Origin of the sequence: Diaphorobacter sp. JS3051, from assembly GCF_015832135.1 — a bacterium.
GTDB lineage: Bacteria > Pseudomonadota > Gammaproteobacteria > Burkholderiales > Burkholderiaceae_C > Diaphorobacter > Diaphorobacter nitroreducens.
Genome location: NZ_CP065406.1, coordinates 3386373 through 3405038 on the forward strand (window position 1 = coordinate 3386373; position 18666 = coordinate 3405038).

Genomic DNA, 18666 nt, shown 5'->3' on the forward strand with positions numbered 1-18666 from the left:
ACTGTGCAGGCGCGCGTCGTCGCCCAGCAGTCTGGCCCCTCCTTCCTCGAAAGCATCGCCGAGGGCCCGGACCGCGCCTTGTATGTCACCGACTTCCACAACCGCCAGCTGTTGCGCTACGTGGACGACAAGGGATTCAGCGTGCACGCCCGGCTCGACGTCCATCCATGGGGCATGGTGTTCGACAGCGATGGCACGCTGTACTTCGGTGCGGCCGAGCGCGGCATCGTGGACAAGACCTCGCCGCCCACGCAGTGGGTCTGGCGCCAACGCCGCGGCGAGGCACCGCAACCCTTTCTGAAGATCGAGCAGGCACGCGCGCTGAACGGCATGACCCTGCTCGCGCCAGGCCGCATCCTGATCGCCGACGGCCGCGGCGGCACGGTATGGCTGCTCGATGTCGCCGCCCGCAGCGCCAGCCCCTTCGTGCGCGACGCGCTACTGGATGTGCCACCCGGCTTCGCGCTGCCCACACCGGCCGCGAACGGCCTGAAGATCCACGCCGGGCACCTGTACGTTTCCAACACGGCGCGCGTGGCCATGTTGCGCATTCCGCTCGGTGCCGACTTGCGGCCCGGCGCCGTGCAGGTCTTCGTGGAACCGCTGCGCGCGGACGACTTCGCTTTCTCCCCGAGCGGCAACCTGTATGTCACCACGCACCGGCGCGAAATCCTGCGCGTCACCCCTGAGGGACGCGTCTCGGAGGTGCCAGGCATCGGACCCGAACTGGTGGGCAGCACTGCCATGGTCTGGCGCAGCGGCGAACACAGCGCCTACGCCATCAACGATGGCGGCTTCATCGGCTTCCACTGGTACGGGGGCTCCACGCCCACGGCCTCGAACCTGGTGCGGCTCGACGGGCTGGACTGAGCGGTTGTGCATCTCTGGCGGGCCCTGACGCCAAGGTGGCATGCCCCACCCTCGCTGTTCCATGCGGAGAACACCCCAGCCGGCCCGCATCAGCGCCCCAGAAAGTCAGGCTTTTGGCGCGCGAAGAACGCGTCCACGCCGGTGCGGAAATCGTCCGTCGCGGCGCACACCTGGAACGCCGCCGACTCCGCATCAAGCTGCTCGGGCAGCGCGCGGTCAAAGCTCGCGCGCATGAGCCGGCGCAGCTGGCCCAGCGCCACCGTCGGGCCATTGGCCAGCCGCTGCGCCAGCGCCATGGCTTCGCCCGCCAGCGCATCGGCCGGCACCACGCGGTTGACCAGGCCCATGCGCTCGGCCGCCGCCGCGTCGAGCATGTCGCCCAGCATGGCGATCTCCAGCGCACGGCGCAGGCCGACCCAGCGCGGCAGCGCCCAGGAGGCACCCACGTCGCAGCTCGTGCCGATGTTCACGTAGGCCAGGTTGAAGCGCGTGCCCTCGGCCGCGAGCACGAAGTCGGCCTGCAGCATGAGCGACAGGCCGGCGCCGGCCGCCACGCCGTGCACCTGGGCCACCACGGGCGCATCGATGCCGGCCAGCACCACCAGCGCCTCGTGCAGCGGGCCGATCAGCGCCTTGGCGCCGCCCTGCGGATCGGCCTGCAGCACCGCCAGGTCGCCGCCGGCCATGAAGCCCTTGCCGCTGCCCGACAGCAGCACGGCGCGCACGCTGCTGTCGGCGGCGATGTCGCGCACGGCCGCGAGAAAGCCCTCGGCCATGGGCACGTCCAGCGCATTGAGCGTGGCCGGGCGGTTGAAGCGCAGCGTGGCGACCGCGCCTTCGCGGCCGATCTGCAGGGGGGCGTCGTCTTGCGTCATGCGGGGCTCTTTCGTGGTGCGCGCCGGCCCGGTTGGCGGGTGGCGGCAGCTGGGGGAACAGGGGGAACGGCGGGAACGGGGGCGAGCACGCCGCCCAGCAGCAGCGCAATGCCCTGCTCGGCGATCTGCTCGGGCGCCATGGCGCCGTCGGGCCGGTACCAGCGGCCGATCCAGCTCAGCGCGCCGGCCAGCATGAAGGCCGCCAGCTTGGGATCGCAGGGCTGCAGCGAGCCTTCGGCAATGCCCTCTTCGACCAGCCGGCGGAACTCGTGGTCGATGCCGGCCTTGAGCCGGCGCAGCTCCTTGCGCAGCGGCGGCGGCAGCGGGTCTTCGCCGATGCGGATCACGCACTGGCCGAAGTCGTCCATCACGATGGCCGCGTAGCTGCGCATGCAGGCCTGCAGCTGGTCCAGCGCGCGGCCGCCCTGCTGGCGCACCTCGGCAATGCCCTCCTGCATCATGGCCAGCGCCGCGCGCACGCATTCGAGCAGGATGTCGTCCTTGCTCTTGACGTAGTAGTACAGCGTGGGCTTGCTCACATGGAGCTTCTTATTTAGCTCCAGCAGCCCCATTGATACTGTGATTTCATCCAGCAATGGTATCCGATTGGCTCTCCCCGGTGTTCTTGCTCACGACATCCCCATACGTCACTGGCGGCGTAACCACCGCTTGCTGCAGCAAGCGGTAAAACAGCATCCCGCGTGAGCTGGATGTGCGCCGGTTGAAACGGAACACGAATTCATCGAGATAGGCGTCCAGGTGGTCTGGCTGTACAGAGCCATGATGTGTTCCCAGCACCCAGCGCTGTACCAGTGAGGCGACCCGGTGCACTCCCGCCATGGAGACATGGGCAGGTACGCCTGAGCCGAGCATGACGGTGCGCTGGTGGGTGTAACCCAGTTCTCCCAGAGCGCGGTATGCCGCCGAACCATCCGTGCGTACCTGGGCTCCAGGCTCGACCACCTCCTGCACAAAGGGGATTACGTGGGTGGCGGCGTCTCGGTCAATGCGGCGTAACCGGATGCGCCCAAACCCCTTGGGCTCCACGATCTCCACCGCCATGACCATCAACACTTTGGTGGTGCTGCTCTTGCGCCCTGCAGGGGTGGCGGGATTCTTGCGATCCGTGATGGACAGGTACGTTTCATCCACCTCCACAAGCCCCTTGAGCTTGTCCCGGCCCGGGCGGACCATGGCACGTCGAAACCGGTGCAGCATGGTCCAGGCGGTCTGGTAGCTCCCCAAACCCAATACGCGCTGCAGCCCCAGGGCGCTCACGCCTTGTTTCTGATTGGTCAGGTACCAAGCTGCAGCCAGCCAGACACGCAGCGGTGTGCGCGTCTTGTCAAAGATGGTTCCAGATGTCACTGTGCCTTGGTACTGGCATGAGCGGCACATCAGGCGGGTGCGGCTGGCGCGGTACACATCGCCAGCGTTGCCGCAACGCGGGCAGACGAAGCCTTGGGGCCACCGAAGCTTCTCCAGGAACGCCTGGCAAGCCTCTTCGGTGGCAAACCAGTCAAGAAATTCGTTCCAGGTGCGGGGGTAGTCCCCTCCAGGAGTTGGCGTTAGCATCTGGGTTTCCATCCAGCTATTCTCACGTCACTGGAGCTAAATAGATACCCCTTGCATTTGTACAGTATTCATGTCAGCCACTTCCAAGCCCAAGCTCTACAACCCACGCCACCCCGAACGCACGCTGCTCTACCAAACGGTAGCCGAGCACTACGAGACCTGGCTAGAGTTGGCCAGCGCGGGTCAGTTCGACGGCCAGGGCGACCACCACACCCCCAAGCCCTTCGTGCGCAAAGCGTTTGCCAAGTATCTTGAGTGCGGCATCTTTGCCCATGGCTTTGCCCGCGCTCGCTGCGGCGACTGTGGGCACGACTACTTTGTAGCCTTCTCCTGCAAAGGCCGGGGAGTCTGCCCCTCGTGCACCACGCGGCGGATGGTGGAGACGGCGGCACACCTGAGCGACCACGTTTTCCCCCGCCTGCCGGTGCGCCAGTGGGTGCTGTCCGTGCCCAAGCGGCTTCGGTACTTCATGCAACGCGACGGAGCGGTGCTGAGCATGGTGCTGCGCATCTTTCTGCGGGTGATCGCACAAACTCTGCAGACCCACAGCCCCGGTGCGGCCCATATGGACAAGGCAGGCCTGCACATCGGTGCCATCGCCTTCATTCACCGATTCGGCTCCGGCCTCAATGAACACGTCCACTTCCACGTTTGTGTGGTGGACGGGGTGTTTGAGGAAGTGGAGGGCGAGGGCGATGCTGATGCGACCCCTCGAATCTCATCGCCGGGTGTCATCTTTCACGCGGCCACCGGCATCGATGCGGCTACCGTGGCCCCAGTGCAGACCACACTGCAAAAACGTATCCTGCGCGCCTTCGTTGCTCGGGGCCTGCTGGAGAACTGTGACGCCAAAGACATGCTGGGCTACAAACACAGCGGCTTCTCGGTGGATGCGGGGGTGTGCATCGAAGCCCACGACCGCGCTGCGCTGGAGCGGCTGCTGCGCTATTGCGCGCGTCCACCGTTTTCCATGGAGCGCCTACGCAAAGAGGGAAGCAAACTGGTGTACCGCTGTGCCAAACAGCGCAGCGAGCCCACCAGTGACAAGCGTGGTGCCAAGGCAGATGAGCTGCACCTCACACCGCTGGAACTGATCGACCGCATCGCCGCGCTGGTGCCACCGCCACGCACCCACCGGCACCGCTACTTTGGTGTGCTGGCACCAAACTCGCCGCTGAGAGCGGCGGTAACGGCGCTGGCTCAGCCTGCTGCGTCGCAACCAGCCACGGTGGAGACTGCACAACCTGGCGCGGGCGTACCTGGGGTGGCGGCGCCGGGCAACGCGGCCACACCCACACCCGAACCTGAAGCACGCCCGAAGCGAGCGGCGCATTACTTGTGGGCGGTGCTGATTGCCCGCATCTACGAGGCATTTCCGCTGCTGTGCCCCATGTGCGGTGGGCAGATGCGCATCATTGCCTTCATCACCCACAGCGCCGAAATCCGCCACATCCTGAACCACATCGGGGTGGAGTCTGCCCCCCCCGCACATCACCCCGGCACGCGGGCCACCGCTGTGGGAGGGCTGCGACGCGCCGGTGGATGATGGTGCGCAAGGCGAGCCGGATTGGGATCTGGCAGCTCAACCCGACGAGGTAGACCAGCGCGTCAATTGGTGACCCAGTGAAGCGGCGGTATCCATCGCTGCGGGGAAGCAGCTGCGCGCGCGCCAGGCCCAAATGCATACTGCCTCCCAAGCTCTTGCCATTGAGCGGCAAGCGAGCGCTCAACCTTCCTTGGCCGAACGTGTTTCGAGGCCCAAAACTCGTGCCATACTTGGCCTCATGCGGTTGAATTTCCTATCCGTTAAACGGGCGCGCCGGGTGTCTTGGATATCCATGGCACAGAGTTTAGTGGGTTCTAAATTAGTATTCACTTGACTCTGGGTTTAGTGACAACTAAACTCGTTGACCTGTATGCACAGACCCTCGTCCACCCCTTCTCGAACCTCTGGCCGCAGAAGGCCGGATTTCCACCTACATACTGATGCCAGGCCCGCCGTGATCAAGCACATTGTCATGTGGAAGCTCAAAGGCAGCACGCCCGCTGAGCTACAAATCAATCGCCTTACCGTTAAGCAAGCCCTCGAAAGCCTACGGGGCAAGGTGCCTGGGCTATTGCACCTGGAGGTTGGGCTCGACCAAAGCGATGTCGACTACGCATTCGACGTCGTGCTCTACAGCGAGTTCGAGTCGGTCGTTGCGCTGGCCGCGTATGCCGATCACCCGGAGCATCAACGAGTACGGCGCGAAATGAGCGATCTGCGCATACAGCGTCATCAAGTCGACTACTTTACCAACTGAAGAACGCAATCCGCATGAGTCACCAAATCGATCCAGCCGCCTGGACCACCCTGTTCACCGAAGCGCGCAGCCAGAACGGCTGGCTCGACAAGCCTGTCGACGAATTGCTGCTGCAAGAGTTGTACGAGATCACACGCATGGGGCCGACATCCATGAACTGCCAGCCCGCGCGATTCGTGTTCCTGACCACCGACGCGGCTAAGGCCAGGCTGATGCCGGCCTTGATGCCCGGCAATGTAGAAAAGACCCGCACAGCACCCGTGGTGGCCATCGTGGCCTACGACAGTCGCTTCTACGAGGAGATGCCACGCATCTGGCACAACCCCGCCGCACGCGACATGTTCGGCGGCAATGCGGAGTTGGCAGCGAGCACTGCGTTTCGCAACGGTTCGCTCCAAGGCGGCTACTTGATGATGGTCGCGCGCGGGCTCGGTCTGGATTGCGGACCCATGAGCGGTTTTGTTGCCGACAAGGTGGATACCGAGTTTTTTCCCGATGGCCGTTGGAAGACCAACTTCCTGTGTGGGCTGGGACATGGTGACCCCGCCAAGTTGATGGCACGCCAGCCACGCCTGCCCTTCGAGGATGCATGCCGCGTACTGTGAGGCAAGCTTCGTTTTGAGAAAGCCAACATGATCACGCTACACACCTGGGCCACGCCGAACGGGCGCAAGATCTCCATAGCGCTCGAAGAACTGGACTTGCCGTACGAGGTGCGTACGGTGGACATCGGCCGCGACGAGCAGTTCGCGCCTGAATTTCTGGCGCTCAACCCGAACAACAAAATCCCGGTCATCGAAGACAGCGACGGCCCCGCAGGGAAGCGCCTGGTGTTGTTTGAGAGCGGCGCGATCCTGCTTTACTTGGCCGAGAAGACCGGTCAACTGTTGCCTGCTGATCCTATCGCCCGGCTGCGGACAATCCAGTGGCTGATGTTTCAGATGGGCGGGGTCGGTCCAACGTTCGGGCAGACGCACCACTTTCGGCGCTACGCGTCCGATCAGACTTATGGCCTGGAGCGTTACACGAAGGAGACCCACCGACTTTACCGGGTGCTCGACGGTCAGCTCGCACACTCTCCCTACCTCGCGGGCGACGAGTACACGATCGCCGATATCGCAACGTATCCGTGGATTGCCCGCTTCGAATTGCACGCATTGACGTGGGATCAGGTACCACACGTCAAGCGCTGGTTTGACAGGGTGGGCGAGCGCGCCGCAGTGCGGCGCGGCATGGCAGTCCCCAAGATTTGAGCGCAATGAAGGGCAATGACATGCTGAAAGTACTGGGACGGTCGAGTTCATCCAATGTTCAAAAGGTCATGTGGTGTTTGGCTGAACTGTCTCTGCCGAGTGAGCGGGTGGACGTCGGCGGCGCTTTTGGCGGCAACCGCGAGGTGTCCTATTTGCGGCTGAACCCGAACGGTGTAGTGCCCACGCTGATCGATGGCAATCACGTGGTTTGGGAGTCGAATACGATCCTTCGCTACCTTGGCAACACTCGGGGCGAATTCTTGTACCCGCAGCAACCTGCGCGCCGAAGCGAGGTGGAATGCTGGATGGACTGGCAGCTAGGGACGCTGAACAACGGCATCACGCCCTTGTTTCAATCCATAGTCCGAACGCCGATGGATCAACGCCGGCCGGAAGTCATTGAGCAACACCGTGCGGCAACGGCACGCTGGATGTCGCTGCTCGACACGGCTCTGGCGCAAAGCGCGTTCGTCGCCGGGTCGGAGCTCTCGTTGGCCGACATTGCGCTCGGGCCCTCGGTCTATCGCTGGTTCGAACTGCCTGTGGAACGACCGGAGCATCCGCATTTGCTAGCCTGGCTCGAGCGCATGTCGCAACGGCCAGGGTTCCGCACCCACGTTATGGTAGGCCTATCGTGAAGGAGTTCGACTTCTTCGTGATTGGCGGTGGCTCTGGGGGCGTGCGCGCTGCCCGCATCGCCGCAGGACACGGCGCCCGAGTGGCATTGGCCGAGTCCTCACGCATCGGCGGCACCTGTGTCATACGTGGCTGCGTGCCCAAGAAACTGATGGTGCTGGCCTCACGCTATGCGCCGGATTTTGACGTTGCAACGGGCTTCGGCTGGACAGTTGGTGAGCGCCGCTTCGACTGGCAACGCTTGCGCAGCAACGTGGCTGCGGAGGTAAGCCGCCTGGAGGCTGCGTACACCACGGGGCTGTCGCAGGCCGGGGTGTCGATCCTTCACGACCACGCGAGCCTGGAAGGCCCAGGCGTGGTTCGAATCTCCGGCAGTGGTGAGCGCATCCGCGCGCGCCATATTCTCATCGCCACCGGGGCACGCCCGACCGATGCGGACAACCTACCGGGCGCGGAACTGGCAAGCAATTCCGACGCCTTCTTCGAATGGCCCTCGCAGCCGGCACGAGTGCTGGTTCAGGGCGCCGGGTACATTGCACTCGAACTGGGTTGCCTCTTGCAGCGCCTGGGCTCGCAGGTCACACTGGTGATGCGCGGCGCAACCGTGCTGCGCGGCTTCGACAACGGTCTGCGCGAACATCTCCAGCAGGCCCTGCTCGACACGGGTTTAGCCATCATGCCAGGCTGCACGGTGACGGGGCTCACTCGCCACGCCGACGGCAGCATTCAGGCGCGGTTGTCTGACGGCAGTTCAGCCACTTTTGATGCAGTCTTGCGGGCCACGGGGCGTCAGCCCAACACACGCGAGCTGAACCTGGAGCGAGTTGGTGTGACCACTTCTGCGAGCGGTGCGATCATCGTCGACGAGTGGTCGCAGACCTCGGTGGCCGGTATCTACGCCGTTGGCGATGTCACCGGACGAGCGATGCTAACCCCAGCCGCCGTGCGCGAAGGACATGCGCTGGCTGATGCGCTATTCGGTGGTCGCAAGGTTCCCATTGCCCACGATCTGATTCCTACCGCCGTTTTCACTACGCCCGAGGCGGCTACGGTCGGCCTCGGCGAGGAGGATGCCATAGCGCGATTCGGTGCGGTCGACGTCTACGAGGCGCGTTTCAAACCGATGAAGCACGCCATGTCGGCCCAACCCGAACGCATGCTCATCAAGGTGATCGTGGATCGCTTAAGCGATCGCGTGCTCGGCGTCCACATCGTCGGCCTGGAGGCTGCCGAGATGATTCAGTTGGCGGGCATAGCGCTGCAAATGGGGGCGACCAAAGCACAGTTCGACACTGTGCTTCCGGTACACCCGACGGCGGCCGAAGAAATCGTGACGCTACGCGCACCGACGCGTCGCCACGGCTGAGAGGCCCGGGACGAGCCGATGGACCTGCCGCGCCACCAGACTTCGATGACCGTGCTGATGACACCCGACACAGTCAACTTCGCCGGCAATGTTCATGGCGGCACTATTCTTAAGCTGCTCGATCAGGTGGCTTACGCCTGCGCCAGCCGCTGGTCGGGTCAGTACGTGGTGACGCGAAGTGTCGATCAGGTGGTGTTTCGCGAACCCATTCATGTCACACGCAGCACACGCAGCCGGTGCCACTGCCCTGCGCGCAAGTAAGTCCGCAGCCAAGCTACCCTGCCAAGGCCCGAACTGGCGACGGTTCGGGCCTTGTGCTTTGCGTACCCAAACAATCGCCGCAGAATACTGTGCATTTGTAAGGGGTATCTATTTAGCTCCAGCAGCCCCATTGATACTGTGATTTCATCCAGCAATGGTATCCGATTGGCTCTCCCCGGTGTTCTTGCTCACGACATCCCCATACGTCACTGGCGGCGTAACCACCGCTTGCTGCAGCAAGCGGTAAAACAGCATCCCGCGTGAGCTGGATGTGCGCCGGTTGAAACGGAACACGAATTCATCGAGATAGGCGTCCAGGTGGTCTGGCTGTACAGAGCCATGATGTGTTCCCAGCACCCAGCGCTGTACCAGTGAGGCGACCCGGTGCACTCCCGCCATGGAGACATGGGCAGGTACGCCTGAGCCGAGCATGACGGTGCGCTGGTGGGTGTAACCCAGTTCTCCCAGAGCGCGGTATGCCGCCGAACCATCCGTGCGTACCTGGGCTCCAGGCTCGACCACCTCCTGCACAAAGGGGATTACGTGGGTGGCGGCGTCTCGGTCAATGCGGCGTAACCGGATGCGCCCAAACCCCTTGGGCTCCACGATCTCCACCGCCATGACCATCAACACTTTGGTGGTGCTGCTCTTGCGCCCTGCAGGGGTGGCGGGATTCTTGCGATCCGTGATGGACAGGTACGTTTCATCCACCTCCACAAGCCCCTTGAGCTTGTCCCGGCCCGGGCGGACCATGGCACGTCGAAACCGGTGCAGCATGGTCCAGGCGGTCTGGTAGCTCCCCAAACCCAATACGCGCTGCAGCCCCAGGGCGCTCACGCCTTGTTTCTGATTGGTCAGGTACCAAGCTGCAGCCAGCCAGACACGCAGCGGTGTGCGCGTCTTGTCAAAGATGGTTCCAGATGTCACTGTGCCTTGGTACTGGCATGAGCGGCACATCAGGCGGGTGCGGCTGGCGCGGTACACATCGCCAGCGTTGCCGCAACGCGGGCAGACGAAGCCTTGGGGCCACCGAAGCTTCTCCAGGAACGCCTGGCAAGCCTCTTCGGTGGCAAACCAGTCAAGAAATTCGTTCCAGGTGCGGGGGTAGTCCCCTCCAGGAGTTGGCGTTAGCATCTGGGTTTCCATCCAGCTATTCTCACGTCACTGGAGCTAAATAGATACCCCTTGCATTTGTACAGTATTCATGTCAGCCACTTCCAAGCCCAAGCTCTACAACCCACGCCACCCCGAACGCACGCTGCTCTACCAAACGGTAGCCGAGCACTACGAGACCTGGCTAGAGTTGGCCAGCGCGGGTCAGTTCGACGGCCAGGGCGACCACCACACCCCCAAGCCCTTCGTGCGCAAAGCGTTTGCCAAGTATCTTGAGTGCGGCATCTTTGCCCATGGCTTTGCCCGCGCTCGCTGCGGCGACTGTGGGCACGACTACTTTGTAGCCTTCTCCTGCAAAGGCCGGGGAGTCTGCCCCTCGTGCACCACCCGGCGCATGGTGGAGACAGCAGCGCACCTGAACGATCACGTATTCCCCCGCCTGCCGGTGCGCCAGTGGGTGCTGTCGGTTCCCAAGCGGCTTCGTTACTTCATGCAGCGCGACGGAGCGGTGCTGAGCATGGTGCTGCGCATCTTTCTGCGGGTGATCGCACAAACTCTGCAGACCCACAGCCCCGGTGCGGCCCATATGGACAAGGCAGGCCTGCACATCGGTGCCATCGCCTTCATTCACCGATTCGGCTCCAGCCTCAATGAACACGTCCACTTCCACGTTTGTGTGGTGGACGGGGTGTTTGAGGAAGTGGAGGGCGAGGGCGATGCTGATGCGACCCCTCGAATCTCATCGCCGGGTGTCATCTTTCACGCGGCCACCGGCATCGATGCGGCTACCGTGGCCCCAGTGCAGACCACACTGCAAAAACGCATCCTGCGCGCCTTCGTTGCTCGGGGCCTGCTGGAGAACTGTGACGCCAAAGACATGCTGGGCTACAAACACAGCGGCTTCTCGGTGGATGCGGGGGTGTGCATCGAAGCCCACGACCGCGCTGCGCTGGAGCGGCTGCTGCGCTATTGCGCGCGTCCACCGTTTTCCATGGAGCGCCTACGCAAAGAGGGAAGCAAACTGGTGTACCGCTGTGCCAAACAGCGCAGCGAGCCCACCAGTGACAAGCGTGGTGCCAAGGCAGATGAGCTGCACCTCACACCGCTGGAACTGATCGACCGCATCGCCGCGCTGGTGCCACCGCCACGCACCCACCGGCACCGCTACTTTGGTGTGCTGGCACCAAACTCGCCGCTGAGAGCGGCGGTAACGGCGCTGGCTCAGCCTGCTGCGTCGCAACCAGCCACGGTGGAGACTGCACAACCTGGCGCGGGCGTACCTGGGGTGGCGGCGCCGGGCAACGCGGCCACACCCACACCCGAACCTGAAGCACGCCCGAAGCGAGCGGCGCATTACTTGTGGGCGGTGCTGATTGCCCGCATCTACGAGGCATTTCCGCTGCTGTGCCCCATGTGCGGTGGGCAGATGCGCATCATTGCCTTCATCACCCACAGCGCCGAAATCCGCCACATCCTGAACCACATCGGGGTGGAGTCTGCCCCCCCCGCACATCACCCCGGCACGCGGGCCACCGCTGTGGGAGGGCTGCGACGCGCCGGTGGATGATGGTGCGCAAGGCGAGCCGGATTGGGATCTGGCAGCTCAACCCGACGAGGTAGACCAGCGCGTCAATTGGTGACCCAGTGAAGCGGCGGTATCCATCGCTGCGGGGAAGCAGCTGCGCGCGCGCCAGGCCCAAATGCATACTGCCTCCCAAGCTCTTGCCATTGAGCGGCAAGCGAGCGCTCAACCTTCCTTGGCCGAACGTGTTTCGAGGCCCAAAACTCGTGCCATACTTGGCCTCATGCGGTTGAATTTCCTATCCGTCGGGGTTTGATCCGCTCAAGAACTTCGTGCCCATCACGCAGATCAACGCGGCGCCGCTGGCCATCGTGGTCGCCTCGGCCTCGCCCCTCAAGAGCTTTGCCGACCTGGTGGCGCGCAGCAAGGGCGAGCCGGGCCGCGTCACCTATGCCACGCCCGGCAACGGCACGCTGTCGCACCTGGTGGGCGTGGTGCTGTCCAAGGAAAACGGCGTGCCCATGACCCATGTGCCCTACAAGGGCGCGGGGCCGGCCATCAACGATCTGCTGGGCCAGCAGGTCGATGTGCTGATCACCTCCACCTCGTCCGTGGCCGGCATGATCCAGGCGGGCCAGGTGCGTGCGCTGGCCGTCACCAGCCCGCGCCGCATCGGCGTGTTCGGCAAGGTGCCCACGCTGGAGGAACTGGGCCTGCGCAATGCGCGCTTCGAGGACTGGTACGGCTTCTTCGCTCCCGCCGGCACGCCGCCCGAGCGCGTGGCCTTCTTGCACGACGCCATCGTGCGCACCCTGCAACTGCCGGAAGTGACCAAGCTGGTCGTCGATGGCGGCAGCGAAGTCGTGGCCAATACGCCCGAAGCCTTTGCCGCCCAGCTGCGCCAGGACATGGAGCGCTGGTCGCGCGTGGTCAAGCTCTCGGGCGCGAAGATCGACTGATGGCTGCCGAACACGCCCCCGTGCCTGGATCATCGGCCTCTGGCGCCCCCGCGCTGGACCTGCAGACCCGGCTGCTGCATGCGGGCAAGCGCCCGACCTATGCGGGCGGCACGGCCGTCAACCCGCCCCTGGTGCGCGCCAGCACCGTGCTGTTCGAGAGCACGGCACAGCAGCGCGAGATGCGCGAGCGCCGCGCCGGCGAGCGCATCTTCAGCTACGGCGCGCGCGGCACACCCACCGGCTTTGCGCTGGAAGATGCCGTCAGCGAGCTGGAAGGCGCCCACCGCACGCGGCTGCTGCCTACCGGCCTGGCGGCCATCGGCATGGCCCTGCTCAGCTACCTGCGCCCCGGCGACCATGTGCTGCTGACCGACAGCGCCTACCAGCCTGTGCGCCACCTGGCCGGCCAATGGCTGCGGCCCTACGGCATCGAGTACGACTTCTTCGCGGCCGATGGCAGCGACGCCCAGGCGCGCATGCGCCCCAACACCCGCATGGTCTATGCCGAATGCCCGGGATCGCTGGTCTACGAAATGTGCGACCTGCCCGCGCTGGCGGCCATGGCCCATGCGCGCGGCGCTCTGGTCGTGGCCGACAACACCTGGGGATCGGGCTGCCAGTACCGGCCGCTGGCGCTGGGGGCCGATGTCTCGGTGATGGCAGCCACCAAGTACCTGTCAGGCCACTCCGACGTGATGATGGGCACCGTGGCCACCACCGAGGCCGCCTGGGAGCCGCTGGCCGCGCGCTGCGATGCCTTCGGCATGGCGGTCAGCCCCGACGATGCCTGGCTGGTGCTGCGCGGCATGCGCTCGCTGGCCGCACGGCTGCAGATGCACGAGGCGCATGCGCTGGAGGTGGCGCACTGGCTGCAGCAGCACCCGGCCGTGGCCACCGTGTTCTGCCCCGCGCTGCCCACGCACCCCGGCCATGCGCTGTGGCTGCGCGACTGCCAGGGCACCAACGGCCTGGTGTCGCTGGAGCTGCAGCCCGGCACCGCCGAGGCCGCCGTGGACCGCTTCATCGACGGCCTGCGCCTCTTCGGCATCGGCGCCTCCTGGGGCGGCTACGAGAGCCTGGCGACGGCCGCGCACATGGCGCAGGCGCGCAGCGTCACCGACTGGAGTGCGCGCGGGCCCGTGGTGCGCCTGCACATCGGTCTGGAGTCGCCGCGCGACCTCATCGCCGATCTGGAGCAGGGGCTGGCGGCACTTTAGTGGATAACACGCTCTAGCGGCCTGCCTGAGCGCTCGCCAGCTCGCCGGCCAGCGTCTGCACCAGCGCAGCGGCCGGCATCTCGCGCGCCAGCGGCGCACCCTGGCCGGCCCAGTGGGCTGCGTAGTCGGAGCTGCCCTGCGCCGAGGCCGCCTGGTGCAGCGCCTTGCCTGCGTCGTAGACGCGCGGATAGTCGGGCAGGGGCTGGCCATGGCTGGCGCCCAGCGCATGCAGCCGGTTGACCATGCCGCGCGCCGGCCGGCCCGAGATGGCGGCGGTGATGCCTGTGTGGTGGGCGCGTTCGCTGCGCAGCTCGGCACGGTAGGCCGGGCTGGCGGACGATTCAGGGCAGAGGATGAAGGCCGTGCCCAGCTGCGCCGCACAGGCGCCCAGGCCCAGCGCGGCCGCGATGCCTTCGCCATCCATGATGCCGCCGGCCGCGATCACCGGCAGGGCCGTGTTGCGCGCCAGCACGCGCACCAGGGCGAAGGTGCCCATCATGCGGTCCTGCGCGGGATCGAACGTTCCGCGGTGTCCCCCGGCCTCCACGCCCTGGGCCACGATGGCCTCGACACCGGCCTGCTCCACCTGGCGCGCCTCGTCCAGCGACGTGGCGCTGGCCAGGGTCACGACGCCGGCCGCGCGCAGCGCGTCGATGAAGCCCTGCTCAGGCAGCCCGAAATGAAAGCTCACCACGGCGGGCCGCTCCTGCAGCAGCATGGCCTGCAGCGCGGCGTTGCCGACGGCGGTGGCGTAGATCTCGTTGAGCGTGGCAGGCGGCGTGGCGCCAAAGCGCGCGAACTCGGGCGCCAGATGGGCCAGCCAGGCGGCCTCGCGCTGCGCATCGGCCCGGGCCGGCCGGTGGCAGAACAGGTTGACGTTGAAGGCGCCCGAAGTCAGCGCGCGCGCCTGCACGATCTGCTGGCGTGCCTGCTCCGTGCCGCTGGCGCCAATGCCCAGCGAGCCCAGGCCGCCCGCATCGGTGACGGCGGCCGCCAGCGCGGGCGTGGACGTTCCGGCCATGGGGGCCTGGATGATGGGATGGCGCATGCCAAGGCGGGCCATCCACGCGGTCTTTGCGGTGCTCATACGACTCCTTGTTTCCTGTCTCGAATCCGCGCACTCATGCGGCAGCCTGCCGGCGCGCGCTGGCGCGGCTGGCGGCGATCATGAGCGTGCCCAGCAGCAGCGACACGCTGCCGATGACGAACAGGCGCTGGTACGAGCCCAGGCCCGCATAGCTCCAGGCCATGACATACCCCGACACGGCCTGCATCAGCGCAAAGGCCGCCGTGGCATAGCCCCACATGCGCTTGTGCTGCACGGGGCCGATCAGCTGCATCAGGTAGCCCGAGGTGATGGCCGCCATGCCCGGCGACAGCGCGCCCACCAGGAAGGACGAGGTCGCATGCCCCGCAAATCCCACCCAGAACAGCGGCATGGCAATGGCCAGGGTCTTGACCGCATAGGCGCCCGTGGTCGTGCCCCACCAGCCAAAGCGCGTGGCGCACAGCGAGGCCACCAGCGGCCCGGCAATGGCGCCCAGGCCGAACACGGCCCACTGCGTGGAGGCATAGGCATCGCCCAACTGCAACTCGCGCGCCAGGTAGTCCACCCAGAACACCGTGTGCGGCACAAAGCCGAAGGCGTCCGTCATATAGGCCAGCATCACCAGCACCACGGGCAGCGTCCACAGGGGCGCGGCGGGCACGGGCCGGGCATGGGGCGTGATGGCGATGGGCGCAGGCACCGGCAGCCGCCGCACATGGCGCCAGCCCAGCCAGCCGGCCCAGGCGCAGACCGCCGCCAGCGCCCACCAGACGGCACCCAGGCTCTGGCGCGCCAGCAGCGGTATCAGCGTGGCCGACAGCAGGGCGCCGGCACCTATGCCGCAGAACATCAGCGGCCCCAGGGCCGCACGCCGCTGCAGGGGCGTGGCCGCCAGGGCCACGGAGGGGCCCAGCACCATCAGGATGGCGCCGCCAATGCCCGAGATGCAGCGCCAGGCAAAGAACCAGGGCATGGGCAGCGGCCAGGCGCAGGCCGCAAAGCTCAGCGCCAGGGCCACCCAGCACCACAGCAGCACGCGCAGCGCGCCCAGGCGTTCGGCCAGCGGCGCGGCGGCCAGCGCCCCGATCAGATAGCCCAGCAGATTGGCCGCGCCCAGATAGGCCACCTGCTCGCCGCTGAACCAGCCGGCATGCACCATCTGCGGCATCAGCGCCGTGTAGGCAAAGCGCGCCAGGCCGACGCCGCTGAGCGTGGCCATGAAGCCGGTCAGCAGCAGGGAAGTTTCGTTGCGTTGGATCACGGGAGTGGGCGCCATGCGGGGAGGATGGGCATACCTTAAGCCGCCGGAGTCATCATGTCCAATGATTCAAAATGATGGCGTCGATCTCGATTGAAGATGAATGCCACTGGAGCCGCGATGCAATTGAAGTCCCTGCGCATGTTCCTGGCCGTCTGCGACAGCGGCAGCTTCGGCGCCGCCGCGCAGCAACTGCACACCGTGCAGTCCAACGTGACGGCCCATGTGAAAAAGCTCGAGGACGAGGCTGGCGTGCAGTTGCTGGAGCGCAGCGCTCCCGTGCACGCCACGCCTGCCGGCCGCCTGCTGGAGCAATACGCGCGGCGCATGCTGGCCGACCATGACGAGGCGCTGGCCCTGCTGCAGGGCAGCGCCCGGGCCGCCGGCGCGCTGCGCATAGGCTCCATGGAAACCACGGCCGCGCTGCGCCTGCCGCCGCTGCTGGCGCGCCTGCACCAGGCCCGGCCCGGCCTGGACCTGGAGCTGCGCACGGCCACCACGGCCGAGCTGCTGGCTGACCTGCTGGCAGGGCGGCTGGACTGCGCCTTCGTCTCGGGCATGCCGCCCCAGTCGCGGCTGCAGGGCTGGAAGGTTTTCGAGGAGGAACTGGTGCTGGTCACCGCATTCGCGCTGCCGCGCTTTCCCGATGCCGCCCAGCTCAGCGCCGTGCCCTTCCTGGCCTTCCGCCAGGGCTGCAGCTACCGCCAGCGCATCGAACTGCTGCTGGCCACGCGCGGCGTGGCCGCACGCATCATGGAAATGGGATCGCTGGACGCCATCCTCGGCTGCGTGGCCGCCGGCATGGGCTACGGCCTGCTGCCGCGCAGCGTGGTCCAGGCCCAGCAGCACCGCTTCGGCGTGCACATCACGGCCCTGCCCGGCGCACTCGCCCAGGAAGTCGCCCGCGTGGAAACCTGGTTCGTCGTGCCCGCGCGCCAGGGCTGGTCGCCTGCGCTGCATGCGTGCGTGGAGGTGCTGGGGATCGAGGGTGTGCAGGGCGAAGAGGCCCTGGGCATGGAAGCCGTCCCGGCAGCGTCTGCCTGAAACTCAGAACAGATCGGAAGGCAAGGCTGCTGCCTTCTGGGCGACGTCCACCAGTCTTTGGGCCTGGGCGGTCGCATAGGCGGCGATGCGCTGGGCGAAGGCGTGTTCTTCTGGCGTGTAAGGCGATTCGCCCAGAACCTTGGCCGCCGCACCAGGGGCTGCCTTGGCCATGCGCTGGGCTTCACGTGTGAGCAGCCTGCGGTCTATCGCACACAGGTGCGCGAAATGCGCAAACTCGAAGGGTGTGAGTTCCTCCAGCGCAAAGCAGTCGCCGAAGGCCATGGCCAGTTCCTGGGATACATCGGGATACTGGGCCACGCTGACGAGGTCGTACCAGGGTGCGGTCGCCAGGCCCTGCGGCAGCACGTGGAAGGAGAAGTTCTTGCCATGTGCGTCGCCATTGCCGATCAGTATCTGGAACAACGCCCATCGGATCATTGCCAGCTTGTCCGCAGCCTTCGCCACCGAGTGCTCCAGTAGACCGAACAGCCGGGGAAAGCTCATGCCGTCGCGGTATAGCCGGGCATCGCCCACGCTGCCGATGTGGTGCTCGTACTTGTAGCTGACGGGAAGATCGCCCGCTTGGCATGCATCGATGATGTGGGTGCGCACGACCCGCCTTTGCGGCGCCTGCCGCACGCGGTCAAAGCGCCTGACTGCCAGCACCGGCTGTGGCACGTGCAGCATCTGCACCTCGGCTGCAGGCAAGCGCATGGCCGCTGCCAGGCGCATGCAGAAATGCTCGTTCACCACCATGTGCGGCACCGCGCTGTCGCGCGGCTGGGGTTTGAGGATGTGGGTGGACGGAACGTTGTCGGGAAGGAAGATGGTGCCTTCCTGCACGCTCTCGCCTTCCACGTGCACGGGCAGCTTGTCCTGGTAGCCGGCCACCGACATGCGCACTTTGCCATCCCACTCGATGAAAGGGCGCGTGTCTCGGTCTGCAATGCGTTGGGCGAGTTCGGCTGTCGATATGGGGCGAGCGGTATTGGCGGCCTGGGGATCGGGCTTGCTGCCGTCGGCCTGAAACCGGAAAGCCCCGGTGGTCTCGGCGCCGAGGGCGCGTATCAGACCGAAGATGTTGCCCTTGCCTATGCCCTGACTTCTGGCCACCACATCCAGCACCGCGCCTTCGGGCAGCAGGTTCTCGATGAAACGCCGGATGGAGCGCGAGTCGTAGCCCCCTTCGGGAGCGGCCAGCGGCAGGCAGGGCGCCAGGTAGAAAGGCCGTTCCTGCTCCAGCCATGCAGGCGCATACCGCAGCCCCCAGAAATCGTTGTGCGGTTCGTGGGTCACATCGGCCACGTGCGTGCCGACATCGTTCCACAGCGAAAGCGAAAGCGACGGCGACGTGGCCATGTGCGCT

The 18666-nt window shown here is 65.8% G+C and carries 14 protein-coding genes and 4 pseudogenes; 11 read left to right on the forward strand and 7 right to left on the reverse strand.

Features of this window, described 5'->3' with window-relative positions:
• Positions 1–959: 959 nt before the first annotated feature.
• The 3 genes from I3K84_RS16100 to I3K84_RS16110 are packed head-to-tail and all read right to left on the reverse strand — an operon-like array spanning position 960 to position 3332.
• Entirely contained in the window at positions 960–1745 is a 786-nt protein-coding gene (locus tag I3K84_RS16100; protein ID WP_031942787.1) for an enoyl-CoA hydratase/isomerase family protein, read from the reverse strand.
• Positions 1742–2341, reverse strand: a complete 600-nt coding sequence (locus I3K84_RS16105) for a TetR/AcrR family transcriptional regulator (protein ID WP_031942814.1) — start codon at positions 2339–2341, stop codon at positions 1742–1744. The genes I3K84_RS16100 and I3K84_RS16105 overlap by 4 nt, the downstream gene beginning before the upstream one ends.
• Positions 2331–3332 (reverse strand): IS1595-like element ISCsp2 family transposase, encoded by a 1002-nt coding sequence (locus I3K84_RS16110; RefSeq protein ID WP_011805635.1) that lies wholly within the window; start codon positions 3330–3332, stop codon positions 2331–2333. Before I3K84_RS16110 ends, I3K84_RS16105 begins: the two co-directional genes overlap by 11 nt.
• 58 nt (positions 3333–3390) lie before the next feature.
• Here I3K84_RS16110 and I3K84_RS16115 point away from each other — a divergent pair.
• From I3K84_RS16115 to I3K84_RS16145, 7 genes and pseudogenes are all read left to right on the forward strand, one after another.
• Positions 3391–4939, forward strand: a pseudogene (locus I3K84_RS16115) (IS91-like element ISPps1 family transposase).
• A gap of 381 nt (positions 4940–5320) precedes the next feature.
• On the forward strand, positions 5321–5623 hold the full coding sequence (locus I3K84_RS16120; RefSeq protein ID WP_196994985.1) for a Dabb family protein: 303 nt from the start codon (positions 5321–5323) through the stop codon (positions 5621–5623).
• Between the two features lie 14 nt (positions 5624–5637).
• Positions 5638–6228, forward strand: a complete 591-nt coding sequence (locus tag I3K84_RS16125) for a malonic semialdehyde reductase (protein WP_196994986.1) — start codon at positions 5638–5640, stop codon at positions 6226–6228.
• A 27-nt stretch (positions 6229–6255) separates the two neighbouring features.
• Complete coding sequence (locus I3K84_RS16130; RefSeq protein WP_196994987.1) at positions 6256–6876, forward strand: glutathione S-transferase family protein; 621 nt, start codon at positions 6256–6258, stop codon at positions 6874–6876.
• A gap of 5 nt (positions 6877–6881) precedes the next feature.
• The gene (locus tag I3K84_RS16135; RefSeq protein WP_231403348.1) at positions 6882–7514 is read left to right on the forward strand and encodes a glutathione S-transferase family protein; all 633 of its coding nucleotides are present in this window, start codon (positions 6882–6884) and stop codon (positions 7512–7514) included.
• A complete protein-coding gene (gene gorA / locus I3K84_RS16140) occupies positions 7511–8878 on the forward strand; it encodes a glutathione-disulfide reductase (RefSeq protein ID WP_231403349.1) in 1368 nt (455 codons plus the stop codon). Before I3K84_RS16135 ends, gorA begins: the two co-directional genes overlap by 4 nt.
• 18 nt (positions 8879–8896) lie before the next feature.
• Positions 8897–9094 (forward strand): annotated as a pseudogene (locus tag I3K84_RS16145) (acyl-CoA thioesterase); the annotation flags it as partial.
• Between the two features lie 189 nt (positions 9095–9283).
• On the opposite strand, the gene I3K84_RS16150 reads toward I3K84_RS16145, so the two are convergent.
• On the reverse strand, positions 9284–10285 hold the full coding sequence (locus I3K84_RS16150) for an IS1595-like element ISCsp2 family transposase (protein WP_011805635.1): 1002 nt from the start codon (positions 10283–10285) through the stop codon (positions 9284–9286).
• Between the two features lie 58 nt (positions 10286–10343).
• On the opposite strand from I3K84_RS16150, the pseudogene I3K84_RS16155 reads away from it, so the two are divergent.
• The 3 genes and pseudogenes from I3K84_RS16155 (at position 10344) to metC (ending at position 13950) form a co-directional block, all read left to right on the forward strand.
• Positions 10344–11892, forward strand: a pseudogene (locus I3K84_RS16155) (IS91-like element ISPps1 family transposase).
• Positions 11893–12082: 190 nt separating this feature from the next.
• Positions 12083–12733, forward strand: a pseudogene (locus I3K84_RS16160) (Bug family tripartite tricarboxylate transporter substrate binding protein); the annotation flags it as partial.
• Positions 12733–13950, forward strand: coding sequence for a cystathionine beta-lyase (gene metC / locus I3K84_RS16165; protein WP_016452136.1), 1218 nt, complete (start codon positions 12733–12735; stop codon positions 13948–13950). The pseudogene I3K84_RS16160 and the gene metC, both read left to right, overlap by 1 nt.
• Before the next feature lie 13 nt (positions 13951–13963).
• On the opposite strand, the gene I3K84_RS16170 is transcribed toward metC, so the two are convergent.
• Positions 13964–15037, reverse strand: coding sequence for a nitronate monooxygenase family protein (locus I3K84_RS16170; protein ID WP_016452135.1), 1074 nt, complete (start codon positions 15035–15037; stop codon positions 13964–13966).
• Between the two features lie 34 nt (positions 15038–15071).
• Positions 15072–16274 (reverse strand): YbfB/YjiJ family MFS transporter, encoded by a 1203-nt coding sequence (locus tag I3K84_RS16175; protein ID WP_016452134.1) that lies wholly within the window; start codon positions 16272–16274, stop codon positions 15072–15074.
• A gap of 102 nt (positions 16275–16376) precedes the next feature.
• Between I3K84_RS16175 and I3K84_RS16180 the strand changes: the two genes are divergently transcribed.
• Complete coding sequence (locus tag I3K84_RS16180) at positions 16377–17300, forward strand: LysR family transcriptional regulator (protein ID WP_016452133.1); 924 nt, start codon at positions 16377–16379, stop codon at positions 17298–17300.
• 3 nt (positions 17301–17303) lie between these two features.
• Here the strand turns inward: I3K84_RS16180 and I3K84_RS16185 are convergent, their stop codons facing one another.
• A complete protein-coding gene (locus I3K84_RS16185) occupies positions 17304–18659 on the reverse strand; it encodes a HipA domain-containing protein (protein ID WP_016452132.1) in 1356 nt (451 codons plus the stop codon).
• Between the last annotated feature and the right edge of the window lie 7 nt (positions 18660–18666).

Excerpts from the sequence above, each read along its gene's own strand:
- I3K84_RS16170 (WP_016452135.1), bottom strand. The coding sequence starts at position 15,037 with ATGAGCACCGCAAAGACCGCGTGGATGGCCCGCCTTGGCATGCGCCAT.
- I3K84_RS16180 (WP_016452133.1), top strand. The coding sequence starts at position 16,377 with ATGCAATTGAAGTCCCTGCGCATGTTCCTGGCCGTCTGCGACAGCGGC.
- I3K84_RS16130 (WP_196994987.1), top strand. The coding sequence starts at position 6,256 with ATGATCACGCTACACACCTGGGCCACGCCGAACGGGCGCAAGATCTCC.
- I3K84_RS16185 (WP_016452132.1), bottom strand. The coding sequence starts at position 18,659 with ATGGCCACGTCGCCGTCGCTTTCGCTTTCGCTGTGGAACGATGTCGGC.
- I3K84_RS16135 (WP_231403348.1), top strand. The coding sequence starts at position 6,882 with ATGAAGGGCAATGACATGCTGAAAGTACTGGGACGGTCGAGTTCATCC.
- I3K84_RS16175 (WP_016452134.1), bottom strand. The coding sequence starts at position 16,274 with ATGGCGCCCACTCCCGTGATCCAACGCAACGAAACTTCCCTGCTGCTG.
- I3K84_RS16100 (WP_031942787.1), bottom strand. The coding sequence starts at position 1,745 with ATGACGCAAGACGACGCCCCCCTGCAGATCGGCCGCGAAGGCGCGGTC.
- I3K84_RS16125 (WP_196994986.1), top strand. The coding sequence starts at position 5,638 with ATGAGTCACCAAATCGATCCAGCCGCCTGGACCACCCTGTTCACCGAA.
- metC (WP_016452136.1), top strand. The coding sequence starts at position 12,733 with ATGGCTGCCGAACACGCCCCCGTGCCTGGATCATCGGCCTCTGGCGCC.
- I3K84_RS16150 (WP_011805635.1), bottom strand. The coding sequence starts at position 10,285 with ATGGAAACCCAGATGCTAACGCCAACTCCTGGAGGGGACTACCCCCGC.
- I3K84_RS16110 (WP_011805635.1), bottom strand. The coding sequence starts at position 3,332 with ATGGAAACCCAGATGCTAACGCCAACTCCTGGAGGGGACTACCCCCGC.